The following is a 19,905-nucleotide window of genomic DNA, read 5'->3' on the forward strand; positions in this document are numbered from 1 at the left end:
TGATTCTCAAAGCGGCACTCGGCGCGGCAGTCGTGGTGATCCTTGCCGCGCTGTCGAAGACCCGAAACTATTACATCGCCGGGCTGGTGCCGCTGTTTCCGACCTTTGCCCTGATCGCCCATTACATCGTCGGCAAGGGCCGCTCGATCGACGATCTGAAGGCGACCATCGTGTTTGGCATGTGGTCGATCATTCCGTACTTCATTTATCTGGCGACGCTGTACGTGATGGTTGACCGCATGCGCCTTGAAGCTTCACTGGCGGTGGCGGTTGTCGCCTGGCTGATCGCGGCGACCGTGCTGGTCTCGGTCTGGGTGCGCCTGCACGCCTGAGGCAGCGGCTGGCCCGTCCCTTGCATTTACCCCCAAAGCCCTGCCCGGCTGGCCCTCATGATCGATGAGGCCGGTGTCTGGCAGGGTCTGCCAAGGGTGAATAGCGACCTTGAACATTTTAGATCTCGACCACAGCCTGACTGCCCAGGCGCCGATTGCGCGACTGCTCGACAGTGGCCGCGCCAGACGCCTGGACTTGCTCGACCTCGGCCCGAAACTCCGGCTCTGGTCCAGCGAACGCACCTGGCGGCGTTTCGCCGAGCGCTTGCAGCAACGGCCGCGACACAGCGGCCCGGCGCCGGAAATCTTCTTCGTCGGCTCCGGTGATTATCACCACCTGACCCCGGCCTTTCTCACCGACCTGCCCGAGCCGGTCAGCCTGATCCACTTCGACAATCACCCCGACTGGGTGCGTTTTGCGCCGCGCAGGCATTGCGGCTCGTGGGTCAATCAGGCGCTGAAACTGCCGAACATTCGCCGCATCGTGACCCTGGGACCGTGCAGCGATGACCTGCAAAACCCGCAGTTGAAGGGCGGTAATCTTGCGGCCCTCAGACGCGGGGTTCTGCAGCTGTTTCCGTGGCAGCACGCGCCCTCCAAAGTCTGGGGACGCATCGGCGATGGCGCCGGTCATGAACAGCAGGAAAACATGCTGCACTGGCACAACCTGTCACAAGTGGACTGGCCGCTGTTCCTCGACAAGATGATTGCCAGCCTGCCGACCGATGCGGTGTGGATCACCATCGACAAGGACGTGCTCGCCAGCGAAGACGCTGCCACCAATTGGGATCAGGGCGGCATGCGCCTGAGCCATATGCTCCAGGCCCTGCGCGCGCTGGCGGCGAGCAAGCGGATCATCGGCATCGACATCTGCGGCGAATACGCCCGCCCGGCCTTCAGCAACCTGCTCAAACGCTGGGAGGCGAAGACCGACCAGCCGCCGGCCGAGCGCTGGAGCGACGCCGACATCCTGCGTAATTCAGCGACCAATCAAGCCTTGATCGAGCTGTTCGAGGAACTGTTTCCATGACCGTAACCGTAATTGTGCTGGTGGCCCTGTCCATTGTGCTGGATGTGGCCGGCCAGCTGTGTTTCAAACTGGGCCTGGATCGACTGCCGGAGCTGGAAGGTGGCTTTCGCCTTCAGCTTTTCTGGGGCCAGGTGTTCAACGCGCCGCTGCTGTGGGCCGGGATCGGTGCTTACGCCATCGAGTTTTTCGTCTGGCTCGGCGCCCTGTCGCGGGCACCGCTGAGCCTGCTGTTTCCCGCCGCAGCACTGGCTTATTGCGGCGTGGTGCTGGCGGGCAAACTGGTGCTCGGTGAAACCGTCAGCCGGCGCCGCTGGCTAGGCACTCTGGTGATTACGGCGGGCGTCATGCTCGTGTGTGCCGGCCATGTCTGAAGCTCGCCTGGAACTGCAAGGGAACGACGCGATGCATTGGCTGCACGGGCGCCTGGGCACCATTGTGCTCTGGGCGTTGTTAATCATTCTGGAAAGTGGCGGGCAGATCGCGAGCAAGGTCGGCGGCGATCAGTTGGGCCAGGTCGACTTCACCCTGCAATGGCTGCAAGGCATCGTCATGACGCCCGGCGTGTGGGTGGCGATTGCCTGCTATATCGGCGCGTTTTTTGTCTGGATGCTGATCCTGCGCCGCAGCAGCCTGTCGCTGGCGTTCCCCCTGAGTTCGCTGGTGTTTGTCGGCGTGCTGCTGGGATCGTGGCTGGGGTTGGGCGAGCAGATCAGCCTGCTGCACTGGGTCGGCGTGGCGGTAATCATGGGCGGCATTGCCCTGCTCGCCGAAGGCGAAGAGCACTGAGGGCACTGATCGATAAGCGCTCCTGAGGGGAGCGGTTATTCGCTCGCACGGGTAATCAGTCGAACTTGTAGGCGATAGCTGCCTGCACTTCGCCTTGATTGGTATCGCCCACCGCTTTGACGATGCTGCTGTCTGCCGCCGAGCGGGTCAGGTGGATCCAGCTTGCGCTGGTGACCAGCGACCAGTGCTGCGCCAGGGGAAATTCGAAGCTCTGGGTCAACGTCACGTTCTGCAAACCGCCGCCGGCGTTGTAGGCGCGAAACCCCGAGGCCTGGGCTTCCTTGTCGCTGACGCCGAAGAAGGTCTGCGTGCCCTGCGCATCGGCGAAATGCGCGGTCAGGTTACTGCTGCCGATCACCCCGCCGCCCAGCGGATAACCGATTTCACCACCCACACGGGCAAACACGCCGCCCTGACCACCGCCACCGCCGATGGCCTGGCCGACCGAGGCAAACACCCGCCAGAAATCGGCCGGGGCGTACTGCACGAAGCCGCCAGCCTCGGCCATGTCCGGCACATCACGCAGGCCGCGCAACTCGCCGTTGGCGGTGCGCCCGGACAAGTAATTGAGATACGGCCCGGCGCTGAAACCGTTGGTTTTCAAGGCGCTCCAGGTCAGCCCGTCGTCGGTACTGAGGCTGACATCGCCCCAGTCCAGATCCAGATACGGGATCGGCCGCGTTTCGTAACGGCTGCCGGTCGGATCATGGGGCTGATAGCCCAGCCCCAGGCCCGCTTCGCCAGTGATGCCATCCGCCACGGCGGCCCCGGAAAAGCAGGCCAGTGCGCTCAATAGCGCCAGTGTCTTCCTCTGCATGAGGTCATTTCCTTTTCTGAACTTGCGCGCATCAATCCCCGGATAGAGCCCTTGGCGCAAGCACTCATGTTGTTTGTAGCAAGCTACAAAAATTGTAGCTCCACTTTGCGAAAAAACCGCATCAGACCCGTCATTACGGGGCTTCGGCCATTTGGCACAGTCCCTGCTGTCCCCCTTGCCAGGCGCAGACCGCGCACCCTGACAACTGCCTCGACCCAACAGGTACTGCAGATGATTGACTGGCATATCGTGTGTGACTTCGACGGGACCATCACCCGTACCGATGTGATCGACAGCATCCTTGAACGCTTCGCCGACCCGAGCTGGGAAGCCATCGAAAACGAATGGCTGGAGGGCAGGATCGGTTCCCGCGAATGCCTCAGCCGTCAACTGGCGCTAATCCAGGCCACGCCCTCGCAACTGCTCGAGTTCTTCGACAGCATCGAGATCGATCCCGACTTCCCTGATTTCGTCGACCACGTGATCGGCCTCGGCGCTTCGCTGGAAGTGGTCAGCGACGGCATCGAGCAAGGCATCGCGCGGATCCTCGCACGCAACTACGTGACCTTGCTGCCGATCCTCGCCAATCGCCTGCGCCAGATCGATCACGACAAGTGGCGCATCGATTTCCCCTACGCCAGCGACGCCTGCCGCGCCGCGTCTGGCAACTGCAAATGCAAGTCCACCCCCAGCAGCAAACGCGTGCTGGTGATCGGAGACGGCCAGTCCGACATGTGCGTGGCGGCCACCGCCGACTTCGTCTTCGCCAAGGATCGCCTGGCCGAGCACTGCGAACGCAACGGCATCGCCTACGCGCGTTTCGACAGCTTCGCCGAACTGCCACAACTGCTGGCCCGCCTGCCGCTGGCCCCGGCCGCCAACGCCGTCTCTTTCAGTACCGAATCCACTTCTGAAGCACAGGAAACCCTGCACCATGTCTGATATCCGCATTGCGACAGCCGAAGACCAGGTCCTTCTGGAAAAAGAAGCCAAATACTGCTCCTACGGCGACACCGTTCACTACATCGAACCGCCGCGCATCTTCAGTCGCTGCGAAGGCTCCTATGTCTGGGACACCGAAGATCAGGCCTACCTCGATCTGCAGATGTGGTACTCGGCGGTCAACTTCGGTTACGCCAACCCGCGCCTGAACAATGCCCTGAAACAACAGATCGACACCCTGCCGCAGATCGCCAGCCAGTACCTGCACAAGGGCAAGATCGAGCTCTCGGAAATGATCGCGGTCGACGCCAAGAACAAGTTCGGCCTCGACGGCCGCGTGCACTTCAACGTCGGCGGCTCGCAGTCGATCGAGGACTCGCTGAAAGTCGTGCGCAACGCCACCAACGGCAAGAGCCTGATGTTCGCCTTCGAGGGCGGTTATCACGGGCGCACCCTCGGTGCTTCGTCAATCACCTCCAGCTACCGCTATCGCCGCCGCTACGGCCACTTCGGCGAGCGTGCGCAGTTCATCCCGTTCCCGTATCACTTCCGCGGCCCGAAAGGCATGACCAAGGAAGAGTACGGCAGCCACTGCGTGCAGCAATTCGCGCGGTTGTTCGAGACCGAATACAACGGCGTCTGGGACCCGAAAGTCGGCCAGAGCGAATACGCAGCCTTCTACGTCGAGCCGATCCAGGGCACCGGCGGCTACGTGATTCCACCGATGAACTTCTACAGCGAACTCAAGCACGTGCTGGATCAGCACGGCATCCTGATGGTGGTCGATGAAATCCAGATGGGTTTCTATCGCACCGGCAAGCTGTGGTCGATCGAGCACTTCGACGTCAAACCCGACGTGATCGTCTTCGGCAAGGCGCTGACCAACGGCCTGAACCCGCTGGGCGGCATCTGGGCCCGTGAAGAGCTGATCAACCCGAAAGTATTCCCGCCAGGCTCGACTCACTCGACCTTCGCCTCCAACCCGCTGGGCACTGCCGTGGGTCTGGAAATGTTCAAGATGACCAGCGAAGTCGACTACGGCGCGATGGTCATGGCCAAGGGCAAATACTTCCTCGACGGCCTGCAGGACCTGAAAAAACGCTACCCGATCATTGGCGATGTCGACGGTCTGGGCCTGGCGCTGCGCTGCGAGATCTGCACCGAAGACGGCTTCACCCCGGACAAGGCCACCCTGGACTTCATGGTCGAGGAAGGCATGAAGGGCGACATCGAAATCGACGGTCGCCGCCTGGGCCTGATTCTCGATGTGGGCGGCTACTACAAGAACGTCATCACCCTGGCACCGTCGCTGGAAATCAGCTATCCGGAAATCGACCTGGGCCTGGCCCTCCTCGACCGCCTCCTGCATCGGGCGATGAAACGATGAACGACTCTGAGATCGACATGGGCGAAGGCAACGCCGGTTTCGTTCTCGGCAGTGGCGAGGTCGCGGTGTTGTTGATCCACGGCCTCACCGGCACCCCGACGGAACTGCGTCGGGTGGCCGTGGGCCTGGCGAAAGCCGGGCACACGGTCTACGTGCCGACCCTGGCGGGGCACTGCGGCGGCAATGCCGACCTGCAGGCCACGGGCTGGCGCGACTGGTACGAAAGCGCGCGCAACACCTTCGTCGGCGTGCGCCGCAAGCATCACAAGGTTTACGTCGGTGGCTTGTCCATGGGCGCGGTGCTGTCGATGTACCTGGCCGCCGAACACCCGGGGCAGATCGAAGGCTTGCTGCTGTATTCGACGACTCTGCGTTACGACGGCTGGAGCATCCACAAGCTGGCGTTCCTCACCCCGTTGCTGATGAGAATCCCGTTCGGCGTGCACTTGTGCAGCTTCGAAGAGAAGCCGCCCTACGGCATCAAGAACGAGCGCCTGCGGGCCATCGTCGAACGCCAGATGAAAGAGGGCCAGAGCAGTCAGGCCGGGTTGCTGACCATGGAAGGCGTCACCGTGCGCGAACTGCACCGGCTCAACGCCGTGGTGAAAAAAAGCATGCCGTCGATCACTACCCCGGCGCTGGTGCTGCACTCCATCGAGGACGACATCACCAGCCGCTGGAATGCCGATTACGTCGAACGCAAACTCGGCGGGCCGGTGACCAAAGTGTTGCTCGACGACTGCTACCACATGATCACCGTGGACTTGCAGTACCGCCGTGTCGTGGAGTTGAGCGCCGATTTCATCCAGCGTGGCGTCATGCCGCCGATCGCTGATCCCGGGACCTCACCGCTGGAAACCCGGCAACGGGCTTGAGCAGTCGCCGCCGTCCGTATTAACGCGACTCGCCGACACAAGGAACCGACGTGATCACCGCTCAAGCCTTTTCAACCATCGAAGCGATCGATCGCTGTGCCTGGAATGACTGCTTCGCTGATGAGCTGGAAGACTGGGATTACTACCGCGCGGTCGAACGCGCGGGGATTGACGGTTTTCACTGGCGGTATCTGACCCTGCAAGAAGACGGTCGGGTAATCGCGGCTGCCGTGGCGTTCACCACCGCCTACTCGCTGGACACCACGTTGCAGGGCACGGGCAAACGCGTCAGCCAATGGCTGCGCCGGGGCCTGCCCGGGCTGTTCGACATCCGTTTGTACGCCCTCGGCTCGCCAGTGGCCGAGCAGTGCCATGTCGGTACGGCGTCGCACGTGGATCAGGTTCAGCGTCCGGCGTTGCTCGCCCAGTTGCTGGCGCTGGCGAAACACGACGCCGACCAGCTCGGTATTGGCCTGTTCGCGGTCAAGGACGCCTCGCACCGCGATCCTCAGTGGCTCAAGGTGTGCCGCCAGGCCGGCCTGCAAAGCATGCCCGGCCTGCCCGGCGCCGAGTTGCCCATCACGTTCGCCTCGGTGGATGCGTACCTGGGCAGCCTCGGCAAATCGACGCGCAAGGACCTGCGGCGCACCTTGCGCAACCACGGCCCGCGCATCGAATGGCGGCGTTCGGTACATGACTTGCTGCCACGCATGATGGAGCTCTACGAAGCCACCCTCGCCCGCAGTGACCTGACCTTCGAATGCCTGCCCGCCGCGTACTTTCGCGAAGTGCTCAATCATCTCGATGAGCGGGCGGCGTGCGTGCTCTATTGGCTCGGTGATGAACTGGTGGCGTTCAACCTGGTACTGCTCGATGGGCGTCGGATGGTCGACAAGTTTTTTGCCCACGATCTGGCCCGCACGCGCCAGTACAACCTTTACAGCCGTAGCTGGCTGGTGAATGTCGACTACTGTATTGAACACAAACTGGCGATCTACGCATGCGGACAGGCCGGCTATGCCAGTAAGCTGCGCCTGGGTTGCTCGTTTGTCGGTAACACGGTGTTCTTCCGCCACCGCAATCCATTGGTCGACCGACTGCTGGGACTGGTGAAAATGTTTGTTCGACCGGATCGCTCCGACCCTGCCATGGCTGCTGCAATAAGCGAAACCCAATGACCAATGACCGACGCGCCACGCCCCGACCTTTCGCCCTCTCCGGCTGGAGCCTGCAACGCAAACTGGTGCTGGCGTTCTGGCTGGTGAGCGTGATTCCGACCATGATCGCCGCGGAGCTGGCGGCCACCACGCTGTCGCAGATCTTCGACAGTAACGTGCGCATCTGGCTGCAGGAATCCTCGAAAATCGTCGAAGACGAAATCAGTGAAATCCTCCGTGAAAACGCCCGGGCCGCGAAGCTGTTCATGCGTCACACCCGCCCGCCCTCCGATCGCCAATCCGCCAGGCACGACAAGCTGACCGCCGACATCGCCGACTCGATGGGCATCGATGTGGTGACGCTGATCCGCAGCAGCGATAACAAAGTGGTGTTCAGTACCGCCGACGACAATGTCGTCAGTCAGATCAGCACCGCCCCCAAGGCCGTACTGCAGACCCTGCAAGTCGCCGGCGTCGCCACCGGCACGGTGATTTCGACCTTCGAAACCGATCAGGGTGGCGTCGACTACAAGCTGGTCATCGGCACCTTTCTGGACAACAGTTTTCTGACCAGCGTTGCCGATGTGCACTCGCTGGACCTGCGCCTGTATCTGGCCAAGGGCGATGACTTTTCGGAGATTTTCTCGACCCAGCGCTTCCAGGATCACCCTCTGCAAGTGCCGAAAAAAATCGAGCAGACCCTGCGTGAAACCAAAGGCCCGTTCGAGCAATTCACCAATAACTACAGCGGCATCTACCGACCGATCTTCAACGAAAACGGCCAACTGCAAGGGGTGATCTTCAGCGGTCTGCTGCGCCACACCAGCCTCGTTGGCCTGGTCAATCAGAGCAACCTGTTCATCCTGATTTTCCTGCTCAGCTCGGCGGCGTCACTGGCGGTCGGCTGGCTGGTCTCGCAGCGTCTGACCAAGCCGTTGCGTGGTCTGGCCCGAGGCGTACAAGCGGTGATCGCCGGCGATTATCATCAGCGCCTGCGCGTGAATGGCGGCGACGAACTGGCAGAGCTGAGCAGCACGTTCAACCACATGAGCCAGCGTCTGGAAGAGTTGCAGCATCTGGAGTCGCAACTGCGCCGTCGTGACCGTTTGCACGCGCTGGGCGAAGTCGCCATGGGCCTGGCCCATGAAATCCGCAATCCGCTGGGCATCATCAAGACCGCCACGCAACTGCTGCACCGGCGCGCCGATCTGCCGGAAACCGACAAGCGTCATCTCGAATACGTGGTCAAGGAAGTCAGCCGGATCAACGACCTGATCACCGAGTTCCTCGACTTCGCCAAACCCAGCGCGCCGATCCGTGCCACCCAGTCAGCCCGTGCACTGGTGGATGAACTGGCCGGGTTCTGCGAGCCGGAACTGTCCAGCCACAACATCGATCTGCATATCGACGATCAGGCACCCGGCGCCACGCTCTACGCCGACGCCAAGCAGCTGAAACAGGCCGGCCTGAACCTGATCGTCAACGCCATCGACGCGATGCCCGATGGCGGCCGACTGACCCTGAGCATCGCCAGCGATGCCAAATACACCATCATCAGCGTCGCCGACACCGGCCAGGGGATTGAAGCCGACATGCTCGAACGCATTTTCACCCCGTTCGTCACCACCAAGGCCTCGGGCACCGGGCTGGGGCTGGCGAAAGTGTTTTCGGTCATGGAAAACCATAACGGGCGCGTAGAATGCGTCAGCGAAAAAGATGCCGGCGCCACCTTCAGCCTGTACATTCCGGCCAATGGCGAGGATTTCGACGAGACCGACGATGACGCATAACATTCTGGTGGTGGACGACGAACCGAAACTCTGCGACCTGCTGGCCTCGGCCCTCGGTCAGAACGGCATCAGCGTGTTTACCGCCGGTAATGGCCTGCATGCGCTAAAGGTGCTGGAGAGCGAAGACATCGACCTGCTCATCAGCGACTGGCGCATGCCCGGCATGGGCGGGCCGCAGTTGCTGGCGGAAGTGAAAACCCGCTATCCACAGATGCCAGTGATTGTCATGACCGCCTACAGCACGGTGAAAAATGCCGTGGAATCGATGCGCAACGGCGCGTTCGACTACATCGCCAAGCCGTTCGACATCGACGAACTGGACATCACCGTCAGCAAGGCCCTGCAGTTTCGCGACATCCTCAAAGACAACCAGCGCATGCGCGCCGAACTCGACGAACATCAGCAGATCGACAGCCTGATCGGCGACAGCCCGAGTTTCCGCAGCGTGTTGCAAGCAGTGGACTCGGTGCGCGAAAGTGCCGCGACCGTGCTGCTCAGCGGCGAGAGTGGCACCGGCAAGGAAATGGTCGCCAGGGCCATCCACAAACACGGCAATCGCGCCGACAAACCGTTCGTTGCGGTAAACTGCGCGGCGATTCCCGAGGGGCTGCTCGAAAGCGAAATGTTCGGCCACCGCAAAGGCGCGTTCACCGGCGCCGTGGCTGATCGTATCGGGCGATTTCAGCAGGCCGACAAAGGCACGCTGTTTCTCGATGAAATCGGCGAAATGCCCCTGGCGCTGCAGGCGAAAATCCTCCGTGCCCTGCAGGAGCGGGTGATCGAGCCGGTGGGCGATACCAAGGAACGCAAAGTCGATGTACGGGTGATTGCCGCCACCAATAAAGACCTGCTGCAAGCGGTGGCCAACAAGGAGTTTCGCGAGGACCTCTACTACCGCCTCAACGTCTTTCCCATTCCCCTGCCGGCGCTACGCGAACGGGTCGAGGACATCGCGCCGCTGGCCCGGCATTTCGCCCTCACGCTCGGCGCCGCCGCTGGCAAGCGCATCAGCGGTTTCAGCGCGCAAGCCTTGCAGGCCATGACCCGCTATTCATGGCCGGGCAACATTCGTGAACTGCAGAACTGCGTGGAACGGGCGACCATCGTTGCGTCCGCCAACATCATCGAAGAGCAGGATCTGCCGGCGTATCTGTTCGCTGCGCAAGCCTCTGACAGCAGTGGCCCGCTGAGCGAAATCAACGGTGTGCCGGCGGACCTGGACGCGGCGCTGGCAGACGTCGAGAAAGCCTACATTCTCGCGGCCCTGCAACAGAGCAACGGCGTCCAGGCCGCTGCCGCGCAGTTAATCGGGATCTCCGAGCGCAGCTTCTGGTATCGCCTGAAGAAACTCGGGATCCACGTCGACAAGATCGTGCGTTGAGGTTGTGGTTTTAGCTGACTGCGCCGCCCCGGGCTTCACTCATGATCTGCCGGATCGCCCCGACAAACGTGTCCACCGGTTGCCCGCCCGTCACCGCGTACTGACCGTTGAACACCACGGTCGGCACTGAACTCACGCCACGTTGCAGCCAGAGTTGTTCTTCTTCGCGCACTTCATCGGCAAACTCGTCGGAGGCCAGAATCGCCACCGCGCGCTGGCGATCCAGACCGACGCTTTCGGCAATCTGCGTGAGTTGTGCGTGATCGGACGGATTGCCGCCATCAGTGAAATACGCCTTGAACAGCGCCTCCTTCAACGGCAATTGCAAACCCTCAAGCCCGGCCCAATGCAGCAAGCGGTGTGCATCGAAGGTGTTGTAGATGCGGCTGTTGCCGTCGGTGCGAAAAGCGAAACCGACGTCGGCGCCACGGGCACGAATCGCTTCGCGGTTTTTCTGCGACTGCTCCGGGGTCGAACCGTACTTCTCGCCGATGTGCTCGGTGATGTTCTGCCCCTCGGGGCCCATCTTCGGGTTCAATTCGAACGGCTGGAAATGAATCTCGGCCTGCACTTCATCGCGCAGAATCTCCAGCGCCTGCAGCAGACCGTACAGACCGACAACGCACCAGGGGCAGGATACGTCGCTGACAAAATCGATTTTCAGAGCGGAACTCATCACACACCTCGCAGACGGAAAACGTGCGGAAAAGTCTGCACGATACACCTGCCCGGCGTTGCACTGACAGTGATGCCCCCTTCGCGAGCAAGCCCGCTCCCACAGTGGAATACGGTGCCCATGTGGGAGCGGGCTTGCTCGCGAAGGGGCCCGAATCAACACCGCCAAAACCTCGCCTACAGCAGGTTACCGCTTGCCACCGGTTCAATCTGCGCCCAGTGCGACGTATCTTCACGATGCTGCTGCAGATACGGCAACACCGCCGCCAGCAACGGCGCCTTGAATGCTTCCTGAAAACGATGGGCCAGGCCCGGAATCAGTTTCAACTGACTGCCGCGAATATGCGCCGCCAGATGCACACCGTGCATCACCGGCAGCAACGGATCGGCCGTGCCGTGCACCACCAGGGTCGGTACCCGCAGTTGATTGAGCAATGCCACCCGGCTCGGTTCCGCAAGAATCGCCATGATCTGGCGCTTCACACCATCGGGGTTGAACGCCCGGTCGTAGGCCACCGCTGCCTGATGCAGCAACGCCTGTCGATCATCAGTAACCGCCGGACTGCCCAGTGCCGCCAACAGATCAGCCTGCTGCTCCAGCGCCACCTCGCGATTCGGCGCACCGCGTCGCGCCAGCAGTTGCACCAGCGCCGCACTCGGTGCCGGCAAGCCTTCGGCGCCGGAACTGGTCATGATCAGCGTCAGGCTCTCCACCCGTTGCGGTGCCATTGCTGCAAGATGCTGGGCGATCATCCCGCCCATGCTCGCGCCCAGTACGTGGAACTGCTCGACGTGCAGCGCGTCCATCAAACCCAGCGCGTCATCGGCCATGTCGGTCAGTGAATACGGAGCTGACACGGGCAGGCCGAGCTTGTAGCGCAGCACTTCAAAGGTCAGGTTGGCCTCGGCCGGCGCCTGGCGCCAGGTCGACAGACCAACATCACGGTTGTCGTAGCGGATCACCCGGAAACCCTGCTGACACAACGCAACCACCACTTCGTCCGGCCAGTGGATCAACTGCCCGCCCAGCCCCATGACCAGCAACAGCGCCGGATCCGACGCGCGGCCAATGCTCTGGTAGGCCAGGCTCACCTGCGCCAGATCGACCCGTTCAGTCGGTACATTGACGTCGCAACGCGAAGCCGCCATCGACGGCAGGCCGAACAACAGCGCGGCCAACAGAAAAAATAAACGCATGGAAAAACACCGAAACGCAGAACCCCAGTAGAGCGCGAGTCTGATGAAGTTTGTTCAAGCGCGCTGCCACAGTTGCGTGACAGTTTGATGAAGAGTGCCGAGCGGTCATTCGCTGTCAGCCGCAACCGTTCGTCGCAACTGTCATTTCTGTCAGTAGTGCGCACACCCGCTTTTCGTTGCACTGAGACCAGGACAACACAATCAATCCTGGAGGAAAGTTGATGAGAATCTGGATAGTTGCACTCGCACTGTTGTTCTCTGCTTGCAGCACTCCACCGATGGAGGTCACTCAGGTACCGCAGATGCCTTCAGGGGTCGGTGTCGCTGCCGAACTGCAAAAGCGCTATGACGAAACCATCAGAATGTGTAATGGCGCGTCCAGCCAGCCAGCCTTTCTCTGCTCCGGCCTGATGTTGCGCGCCACCGATACCCCGAACGGTTTCCATGTCTGGGACCCGAGTCCCGGTGCCATCGAACTGGGCGGAATGTCGTTCTCGTATTTGCGCAAAGACGCCAGTTTCAGGCACATGCCCTGGGACCGGAACAATGGCTACATCATTTACCCGGTATTGAAACGCCCGGTGGGCACTGTGCAAACCATGGTGCTGTGTGTGTTTCCCATCGACGGCGCGACATGGGGCCGGGATAAACCGGGCTGTGGTGCATCCGATGTTTACCCTGTCGTCAGTAAACGCTGCCAGTCCCAGAACATCACCACGGCCGAACAGTGGGTCGCCCACACCTTCACCCACAACGTCGATTATTTCCGCTATCAGTGCAGCTTCGATGTGCGCGACGAAATGAATGAACTCGCCGCCGACTCGTTTTATCAAGCCATCCGCGCGATCGCGCTGAAACCCGTCGGGCGTCCGGGGTTCAATGAATTCAGCGAACTCATCATCAAAACCTGGCCGAAGGGGATCCCGGCACAACTGCCCATCGAAGCATTCTTCTACGTGGATAGCGGGCTGGCCGTGGCGAGGTATAACCAACGCGACTTCTACAACGAATCAAAAGGCAAAATCGTCCCGATCATAAAACTGACGATGCCGACCTCTACGCAGAATGCGCGGTTTGAATTCCGACAAGAAGATCAGGACGTCGCGCAATCCTGCTTGCCTTGATCACTGAGGTAATTGTTGATCGCGCGTGACCTGAGGTGGACACCCACCGAAACGAATGCGCGATCAAGCGATAACTATGTACCGCAGGGCTCTGTGACGGCTCGCCTCTAATGGCATGAATGCCCGGGATTTTCCGGCCTGCATGCCTTTTGGAGCCTTGTCGCATGTCCCACGCACTGCCCCCTGCAACGGCCGATTTCGGCCTTGATCAACGACTACAGCCACACGTCGATCAAAATCTTCACCTGTTGGCGACAGCGCGTTTGAACGACTGTCACCAGCAATGGCTGGATCTCATGGCCCACCACCCCCGGCAGCCCGAAAGCGCCTGGTGGGGTGCCCGCGCGCCCGGTACTGCGTTGTCGCGTCGCGACCATGCCCTGAGTCTCTATCACCTGCATTTCGAGGCCGCGATTCAATGGGCGGATGCCGAAGGCAAGCTCGACTCCGCACAACGACACAGGCTGGCGCAGCTCCTCACACCTTCGAGCAAGATCGCTGCGGATCTGCGGGTCGCGCAACCGGTACTCAACCGTGTCGATAACAGCCGTCTGCGCTTGTACGGCACGTTGCTGATCCAGCTGGAGGAAACGGTACTGCTTTATCTGCCCGCGCACCCGCAACCGTTGATCCGTTTCGAACAGCAGACCGATCTTGAACGCTGGCTGATTGATCAGCACCCGGATCCGCTACGCACCACCTCGCTGGACTTCATCCAGTTCGGTAACGATCCGCTCACACGCGGAGTTGAACCATTGATGTCCACATCGGCAAGCACCGGCGCTGGTTGGGCCGCGCTCGACAAATTTTTTCCGGTCGCGCCCACTCTGCCTGAGAGCGCCGAGCCAACCGTCGATGAGGTTACGCCCTTTGGCTTGCTGGTGGCCGACATTCCCCTTGAGCTGCGCCGGCAGACGCTGGCGCGTGAACAGCGCGCGCTCGACCGTTTGCTTGGCGAGACCGCTGCCGCGGATCTGAACAGCCCGCAACGTCAGCAACTGGCGCAGCAGTTCGACGCGCTGAGCGAGGCCCGCCAAGCCAGTCATGATGCAGCATCGGCACTGCTAGACAACCGCGATCCACTGAAAATGCTCGAACTGCGCCATGCCACAAATGTCCATTACCACGCGCTGCTGCAGGCCCGAATCGCGGGGCTGCGCATCGAGGTCGAACTGCAACGGGTGCTCGATCACCTGAGCGTCGAGGAGCACCGGCGAATCATCGCGTTGCTGGACGCACCTGAGCGCAACCCTCAGCTGGTCGACGGGGTGATTGCCCGCGTGTCGTTGTCGGCGGCAGACCAGGACCTTCCCCACATCGAGGACCTGCATGGCGTGCTGATCATCGCCGCGTCTTTGGCGCTGGAGCCAGGCTCGACCGAAAGCCTGCTGCTCTACTGGCCGGGCCAGTTCGGCGGACTGCAGCGCTTCGATTCGCGTCTGGCGCTGGAGCAGAACCTGTTCAAGCGCTCGCCCAACGATCACGAACTGGCCCTGCACCTGACGCCACTCAAGAGCGATCCGCTCGCCTGGTCGCTTGATCAGCAGCTCTATCAGTGCGAACAACAAGCCGCGCAGATTCTGCACGACAACCCGTTGCCCACGCATGCCAGCGAGCGCAACAGCGAAATGGAAAAGCTGCGCGAACAACACCTGCCGCGCCTGACCCTGCCGCTCGCGCAGGCCCGTGAACGGGCATTTGCCGAGCGCCAGGAGCAAGATCACAGCGCCGCGCTGGCCGGCAACCTGCCCGCATGGTTCGACAACGTGGACGGCGCACACCGTGCACGGATCAAAACGCTGATCAGCCATTATCTCGTCGCCATTCGACGCGCCCATGCCTTGCTCGAGCGCGAACTCCCGCCGCGTCAGGCCTTCGCCGAAAAACGCATCGACGCCCGATTGCGCACAGACTTCTCGTTGGGAACACGTGTGTCCGTAAGCCTCGACCTGCCCGATTCCACGGTCTGGCAAAAAACCCTGATCGAGGGCGCCGCGCCCGGCACACCACAACGCAATGTCCTGACGGCCAGCGCCAGACGCAGCGACATCACCCTCGAACAACTGGCACAGGACAACATCGACCAGGACATGGGGTGGCGCCTGTTGTTCATGCGGCTCAAGGTCAGCACCGAAGACGCCGCCGACCGGCGGAGCATCGAGGCCGGGCTCAAACCGGCCTACTTGCGCAAACTGGTGACAGAACTGGATCTGCCCGGACGCTACGAAAGCCTGATTCGCCAGACGTTTTTCGGCACGCCGGCAGAACCTGTGTTCCAACAGGCCTGGCGCCGCGAATGCCTGAGCGAGCCGTGGCGCTTGATGCTCAAACTGCAAGGCGAATTCGCCCTGCTGCAAGGACACATCGACAGCGCCGGCCATGACCTGCTGAAGATTGCCATCGATGCGACAACACCTGAGGCTTACGCGGTCGATGGTCAACGCATAGCACTGCTGCCGGCGCATCTGACGGTCGGCGGTGAAGACACCGCGCATCAGGGACCGAGCACGCTCACAGGCGTGACGTTCATTGTCGAGCAAACCGCTGGCCTGACCCTGCTGTATCTGCCCGACAGCAGCGACGCCATCTTCCTGCGCCAGTACGAAACACTGGAACAGGCGCGCTTGGATCTGTTCAAGCGTTGCGTGGACAGCAAAATGGTCAACTATCTGGCCGGGCGCGCCGTGAGCGGCGATTTTGCCAGTCATGTCAGCCGGATCGAGCAGGCGCAACTGCGCAACTTCGATGCCCTGATCGGCGTCGGAATGGCATGGCCCGCTACGACATCACTCGCCAACCATCTGCTGAACGTGCACATGGGCCGGTTGCTGGAAGCCCATCGCAACAGCTCGCGCTCCAACGATGCGTTGTATCTGGAGCACTGCGCCTTGAAGTCCGGTGCGCTGTTCAATTACCTGAAAATGGCCATCGGCATGCTGCCGTTCATCGGCGCAGCGGTGGCCCTGTATGACGCCTGGAACAGCGCCAATCTGGCCGTGGCGGCGTTCTTGCGGGGTGAGATCGGTCAGGGGCTGGCCGAGGTGGAGGCGGTGCTGCTGTCACTGATCGATGCTGCCATGGACGTGCTTCCGGGGACGGTATCGGCCCCGGCTGCCGCACGTCTGGTGACCCGTCGACGGCAACGCGCGGCATGGGGCAAACCGGCCGCGATACCGACGTCCTGGCAATGGGCCCGGCAGTCGCTCGATCGCTTCAAGGGTTACGAATACGAACACGAAATTTCCCTGGCCGGCCTGCACCCTGCCACCCACGGCGTCTACCGCAACGTCTACCGCCATGTCGATGGCGACTTCATCGTCCGTCAGGGCCGCACCTATCGCGTCCAGCTCGGCGATGCACCGCGCGGCTGGAGACTCTACGGCACCTGGCTTCGCGGCTACAAACAGCCGATCGCCCTCGACGAAAGCGGCCAGTGGAACACTCACTACGCGGTGTTCGGCACCGTGATGGAGGGGGGCGGCGCAGGCGGCGGCGCGGTACTCGGGCATCTGGCTGACGGCATGGATCCGCTCTGGCCCGCCCCGATCCGCCAGTGGTTGCCGCGCTGGTGGACCGATCGGCAACTGCGCAGGCAATTGACCCTGACCAACACCGCCGATGCCTACACCCGGCGCCTTGATACCCAGACGCGCAGTTCCAACCAACTGTTGGAGCGTTACAACCGGTTGTTGGAGCGTGACAACCAACTGTCCATTGCCGAGCGTCAATCTCTGGAAGCGACGGTCGATACCGCCTGCCTCAACGATATCGGACTGGCTCAGGAGCTCTACCAGAACGTTGCCGAACTACTGCCACTGAGTCACGGCAGAAAACGCCTGCTGCTCGAAGACATTCAAAGTCGCTGCGCATGGGCGCTGGTGGATCGCTCAATACAGCGCGCCGCGATTTCCCGCCAACGCCTGCTGGAGCATCTGAACAGTGTCGACGCACTCGTTGCGCAGTCCGATGCGACGCCCTTCGATGACACCACAGCGCATTTAAGCCTCATGGCCCAACGCAAAGTCGTGCGCAAAAACTTCCTCAAGGAATTCGATCACCAGCACGGGCTCATCGAACAGGCCAATCTGTGGAACAGCCGCATCACCAACCGCGCACACAAAGCCAAAATGACAGCGGAGCTTGCGCCACTCAACCAACGGTTTGGCGAAACCACGCACTATTACCTCAGAACCGCGCACATTCTGGAGATCATTACCCACTATGAAGCGGTCGACGATCTGTCCTGGGTCTACTTCCACGTTCAACTCAAAGAAGCACGAGTCAAGGTCGGACGGGCGCTGCTGACGCAGCATCATCTACCGGATGTGCAGGCCAGCCTTGCACAGCGCAACCGGGTGATCGAGGACTGCCTGGACACCTACGCAGGCTTTCGTCGGCAGTTGAACGCGTGGACGCTGGGTTATCCCCAGCACCTCGATCTTGAACAGGTCAAAGCGTTTCTCGATGGTCTGACCAAGGTTGAACAACATGCTCGCCAAGCGATCAGGCAGCGTCCGGCGATCAAGCCCAAAGAAGCGGGCGGCAAGCAATTGTTTGAAACCGAGGACAACCAATTGCTGATCGGTATCGAAAGTATTGATGCCGGAACCCGGCAAAAGCGCTTCACCATCGAAGGCATCGACGGTTATCAGGAAACCTGGTTACCGCGTTCGAGCGGCAAATACCATTTGCACGCTCAACCGGCGGCCTCTGCGCCCCCCTTGCCAGCCAACGTGCAGCCGCTGCTGAAAGAAGCCCGAAAGCGCCTGGCCGGCGTCCAGGCCTATAACAGCAAAGTCACCGGTTACGCGAGACAAGACATGCTGCCCGTCGATCTGGAACACATGTTAGGCAGTGAAGCGACCGAACTGAGCACCCGTGCGAACGCCATCGCACGGCTCTCGCCAGCCGAGCCACTGGTCGTGCAATTGCAGGACCAGGCCCAGGAATTGATAAGCCTCGGCCGTACGTTGCGCATCGATCAGTCACTGCGCAGCAGAACCCCTACCGAGGGTTATCTGGACTATCTGCTGCAACAGAAAATGCTCGATATCCGCAAGGAAGGCGCAATGCGCGCGCTGGGCAAGCGCGCTGACGGGCGCAAGGACTTTCTCCAGGAATATGAGGTGCGCGACCTCACCGCCAACCCGCCACGCACGCTGTGGTACGCACACTTTCACTACACCTCGGACAAAGTGCCGTTCCACGACTTCGTCAAAGCCCATCTGAAATTGCCAGAGCAGCGCAATCTCGGCCTGCAATGGCAACAGGCCCAAGCGACCAGCGGCGCTCAGGTCGAGGCGATCTGGCGCGGTGATATCGGCAAACCGCTGGGCATCCAGCATTTCGCCAACCTCTAAGACAGAAAAACAGCGGGGCACAGGAAGTGCCCCGCTGCGACTTCAGCGGTCGACAGCCCCGCCAACATGAGACAAACTCACCGTCTTCGCCCTGTTCACAAATTTTATTCATGGAGCCCTGCGGTGCTTGAAATCCGTCATTTGAAAACCCTGCATGCCCTGCGCGAAGCCGACAGCCTGGTCGATGCCGCCGACCGCCTGCACCTGACCCAATCGGCGCTGTCCCACCAGTTCAAGGAACTGGAGGAGCGCATGGGCATGCCGTTGTTCGTGCGCAAGACCAAACCGGTGCGCTTCACCAGCGCCGGTTTGCGCCTGCTGCAACTGGCTGATGCAACCCTGCCGCTGCTGCGCGCCGCCGAACGCGACATAAGCCGACTGGCCGGTGGCACTGCCGGGCGCCTGCACATGGCGATCGAGTGCCACAGCTGCTTCCAGTGGCTGATGCCGACCATCGACCAGTTCCGCGATGCCTGGCCGGAAGTCGAACTCGACCTCGCCTCGGGCTTCGCCTTCGCTCCGCTGCCGGCACTGGCCCGTGGTGACCTGGACCTGGTGGTGACCTCCGATCCGCTGGACATCGCCGGTATCACCTACGTGCCGCTGTTCACCTACGAAGCGATGCTCGCGGTTGCCAACCAGCATCCACTGGCGAGCAAACCCTACATCGTGCCCGAAGACCTGCTGACTGAAACCCTGATCACCTACCCGGTGGAACGCGATCGGCTGGACATTTTCACCCGTTTCCTCGAACCGGCCGACATCGAACCGGCGCAGGTCCGCACTTCGGAGCTGTCGGTGATGATGATGCAACTGGTCGCCAGCGGCCGTGGCGTCTGCGGCATGCCGCACTGGGCGCTGCACGAGTACAGCTCGCGTGGCTATGTGAAGGCCAAGCGGCTGGGCGAGAAAGGCCTGTTTGCCACGCTGTACGCGGCGATCCGCGCCGACATGCTGGATGCGCCGTACATGCGCGATTTCCTGCTGACGGCCAAGGACACGTCGTTCTCGACGCTGGATGGGGTCAGCGCGGTGCGCTGATTCACCCAACT

Annotated in this window: 16 protein-coding genes; 13 read left to right on the forward strand and 3 right to left on the reverse strand. The window is 61.5% G+C overall.

The window, feature by feature from the left end; genetic code table 11:
- Nucleotides 1-2 precede the first annotated feature (2 nt).
- From QMK55_RS07325 to QMK55_RS07340, 4 genes are all read left to right on the forward strand, one after another.
- Nucleotides 3-332, forward strand: a complete 330-nt coding sequence (locus tag QMK55_RS07325; protein ID WP_178082099.1) for a GlpM family protein — start codon at nt 3-5, stop codon at nt 330-332.
- A gap of 109 nt (nt 333-441) precedes the next feature.
- Nucleotides 442-1,362, forward strand: coding sequence for an arginase (locus QMK55_RS07330; RefSeq protein ID WP_320328949.1), 921 nt, complete (start codon nt 442-444; stop codon nt 1,360-1,362).
- The gene (locus QMK55_RS07335; RefSeq protein WP_102354929.1) at nt 1,359-1,733 is read left to right on the forward strand and encodes a transporter; all 375 of its coding nucleotides are present in this window, start codon (nt 1,359-1,361) and stop codon (nt 1,731-1,733) included. Before QMK55_RS07330 ends, QMK55_RS07335 begins: the two co-directional genes overlap by 4 nt.
- A complete protein-coding gene (locus tag QMK55_RS07340; RefSeq protein WP_256588100.1) occupies nt 1,726-2,148 on the forward strand; it encodes a transporter in 423 nt (140 codons plus the stop codon). Before QMK55_RS07335 ends, QMK55_RS07340 begins: the two co-directional genes overlap by 8 nt.
- 55 nt (nt 2,149-2,203) lie before the next feature.
- Here QMK55_RS07340 and QMK55_RS07345 read toward each other — a convergent pair whose 3' ends face one another.
- Nucleotides 2,204-2,965, reverse strand: a complete 762-nt coding sequence (locus QMK55_RS07345) for a MipA/OmpV family protein (protein WP_102354928.1) — start codon at nt 2,963-2,965, stop codon at nt 2,204-2,206.
- 231 nt (nt 2,966-3,196) lie between these two features.
- On the opposite strand from QMK55_RS07345, the gene QMK55_RS07350 reads away from it, so the two are divergent.
- Genes QMK55_RS07350 through QMK55_RS07375 form a run of 6 tightly spaced genes read left to right on the forward strand, consistent with a single transcriptional unit; the run spans nt 3,197 to nt 10,497 of the window.
- Nucleotides 3,197-3,907, forward strand: a complete 711-nt coding sequence (locus QMK55_RS07350) for an HAD-IB family phosphatase (protein WP_102354927.1) — start codon at nt 3,197-3,199, stop codon at nt 3,905-3,907.
- Entirely contained in the window at nt 3,900-5,294 is a 1,395-nt protein-coding gene (locus QMK55_RS07355; RefSeq protein ID WP_025112402.1) for an aspartate aminotransferase family protein, read from the forward strand. Before QMK55_RS07350 ends, QMK55_RS07355 begins: the two co-directional genes overlap by 8 nt.
- On the forward strand, nt 5,291-6,169 hold the full coding sequence (locus tag QMK55_RS07360) for an alpha/beta hydrolase (protein WP_102354926.1): 879 nt from the start codon (nt 5,291-5,293) through the stop codon (nt 6,167-6,169). Before QMK55_RS07355 ends, QMK55_RS07360 begins: the two co-directional genes overlap by 4 nt.
- 50 nt (nt 6,170-6,219) lie before the next feature.
- Nucleotides 6,220-7,347, forward strand: a complete 1,128-nt coding sequence (locus tag QMK55_RS07365; RefSeq protein WP_102354925.1) for a GNAT family N-acetyltransferase — start codon at nt 6,220-6,222, stop codon at nt 7,345-7,347.
- Nucleotides 7,344-9,116 (forward strand): sensor histidine kinase, encoded by a 1,773-nt coding sequence (locus tag QMK55_RS07370; protein ID WP_320328950.1) that lies wholly within the window; start codon nt 7,344-7,346, stop codon nt 9,114-9,116. The genes QMK55_RS07365 and QMK55_RS07370 overlap by 4 nt, the downstream gene beginning before the upstream one ends.
- The gene (locus QMK55_RS07375) at nt 9,106-10,497 is read left to right on the forward strand and encodes a sigma-54-dependent transcriptional regulator (protein WP_102354923.1); all 1,392 of its coding nucleotides are present in this window, start codon (nt 9,106-9,108) and stop codon (nt 10,495-10,497) included. The genes QMK55_RS07370 and QMK55_RS07375 overlap by 11 nt, the downstream gene beginning before the upstream one ends.
- A gap of 10 nt (nt 10,498-10,507) precedes the next feature.
- Here QMK55_RS07375 and QMK55_RS07380 read toward each other — a convergent pair whose 3' ends face one another.
- Nucleotides 10,508-11,173, reverse strand: coding sequence for a DsbA family oxidoreductase (locus QMK55_RS07380; protein ID WP_102354922.1), 666 nt, complete (start codon nt 11,171-11,173; stop codon nt 10,508-10,510).
- A gap of 176 nt (nt 11,174-11,349) precedes the next feature.
- Nucleotides 11,350-12,369: an alpha/beta hydrolase gene (locus QMK55_RS07385; RefSeq protein WP_320328951.1), complete on the reverse strand. Its 1,020-nt coding sequence runs from the start codon at nt 12,367-12,369 to the stop codon at nt 11,350-11,352.
- Nucleotides 12,370-12,671: 302 nt separating this feature from the next.
- On the opposite strand from QMK55_RS07385, the gene QMK55_RS07390 reads away from it, so the two are divergent.
- From QMK55_RS07390 to metR, 3 genes are all read left to right on the forward strand, one after another.
- Nucleotides 12,672-13,493 carry a hypothetical protein gene (locus QMK55_RS07390; protein ID WP_320328952.1) on the forward strand — a complete coding sequence of 274 codons (822 nt, stop codon included), beginning with the start codon at nt 12,672-12,674 and terminating at the stop codon, nt 13,491-13,493.
- 296 nt (nt 13,494-13,789) lie between these two features.
- Nucleotides 13,790-18,853 carry a dermonecrotic toxin domain-containing protein gene (locus QMK55_RS07395; protein ID WP_320328953.1) on the forward strand — a complete coding sequence of 1,688 codons (5,064 nt, stop codon included), beginning with the start codon at nt 13,790-13,792 and terminating at the stop codon, nt 18,851-18,853.
- A 123-nt stretch (nt 18,854-18,976) separates the two neighbouring features.
- Nucleotides 18,977-19,894 (forward strand): transcriptional regulator MetR, encoded by a 918-nt coding sequence (gene metR / locus QMK55_RS07400; protein WP_047296309.1) that lies wholly within the window; start codon nt 18,977-18,979, stop codon nt 19,892-19,894.
- Nucleotides 19,895-19,905 lie beyond the last annotated feature (11 nt).

Origin of the sequence: Pseudomonas sp. P8_229 (assembly GCF_034008635.1) — a bacterium.
Classification (GTDB): Bacteria; Pseudomonadota; Gammaproteobacteria; order Pseudomonadales; family Pseudomonadaceae; genus Aquipseudomonas.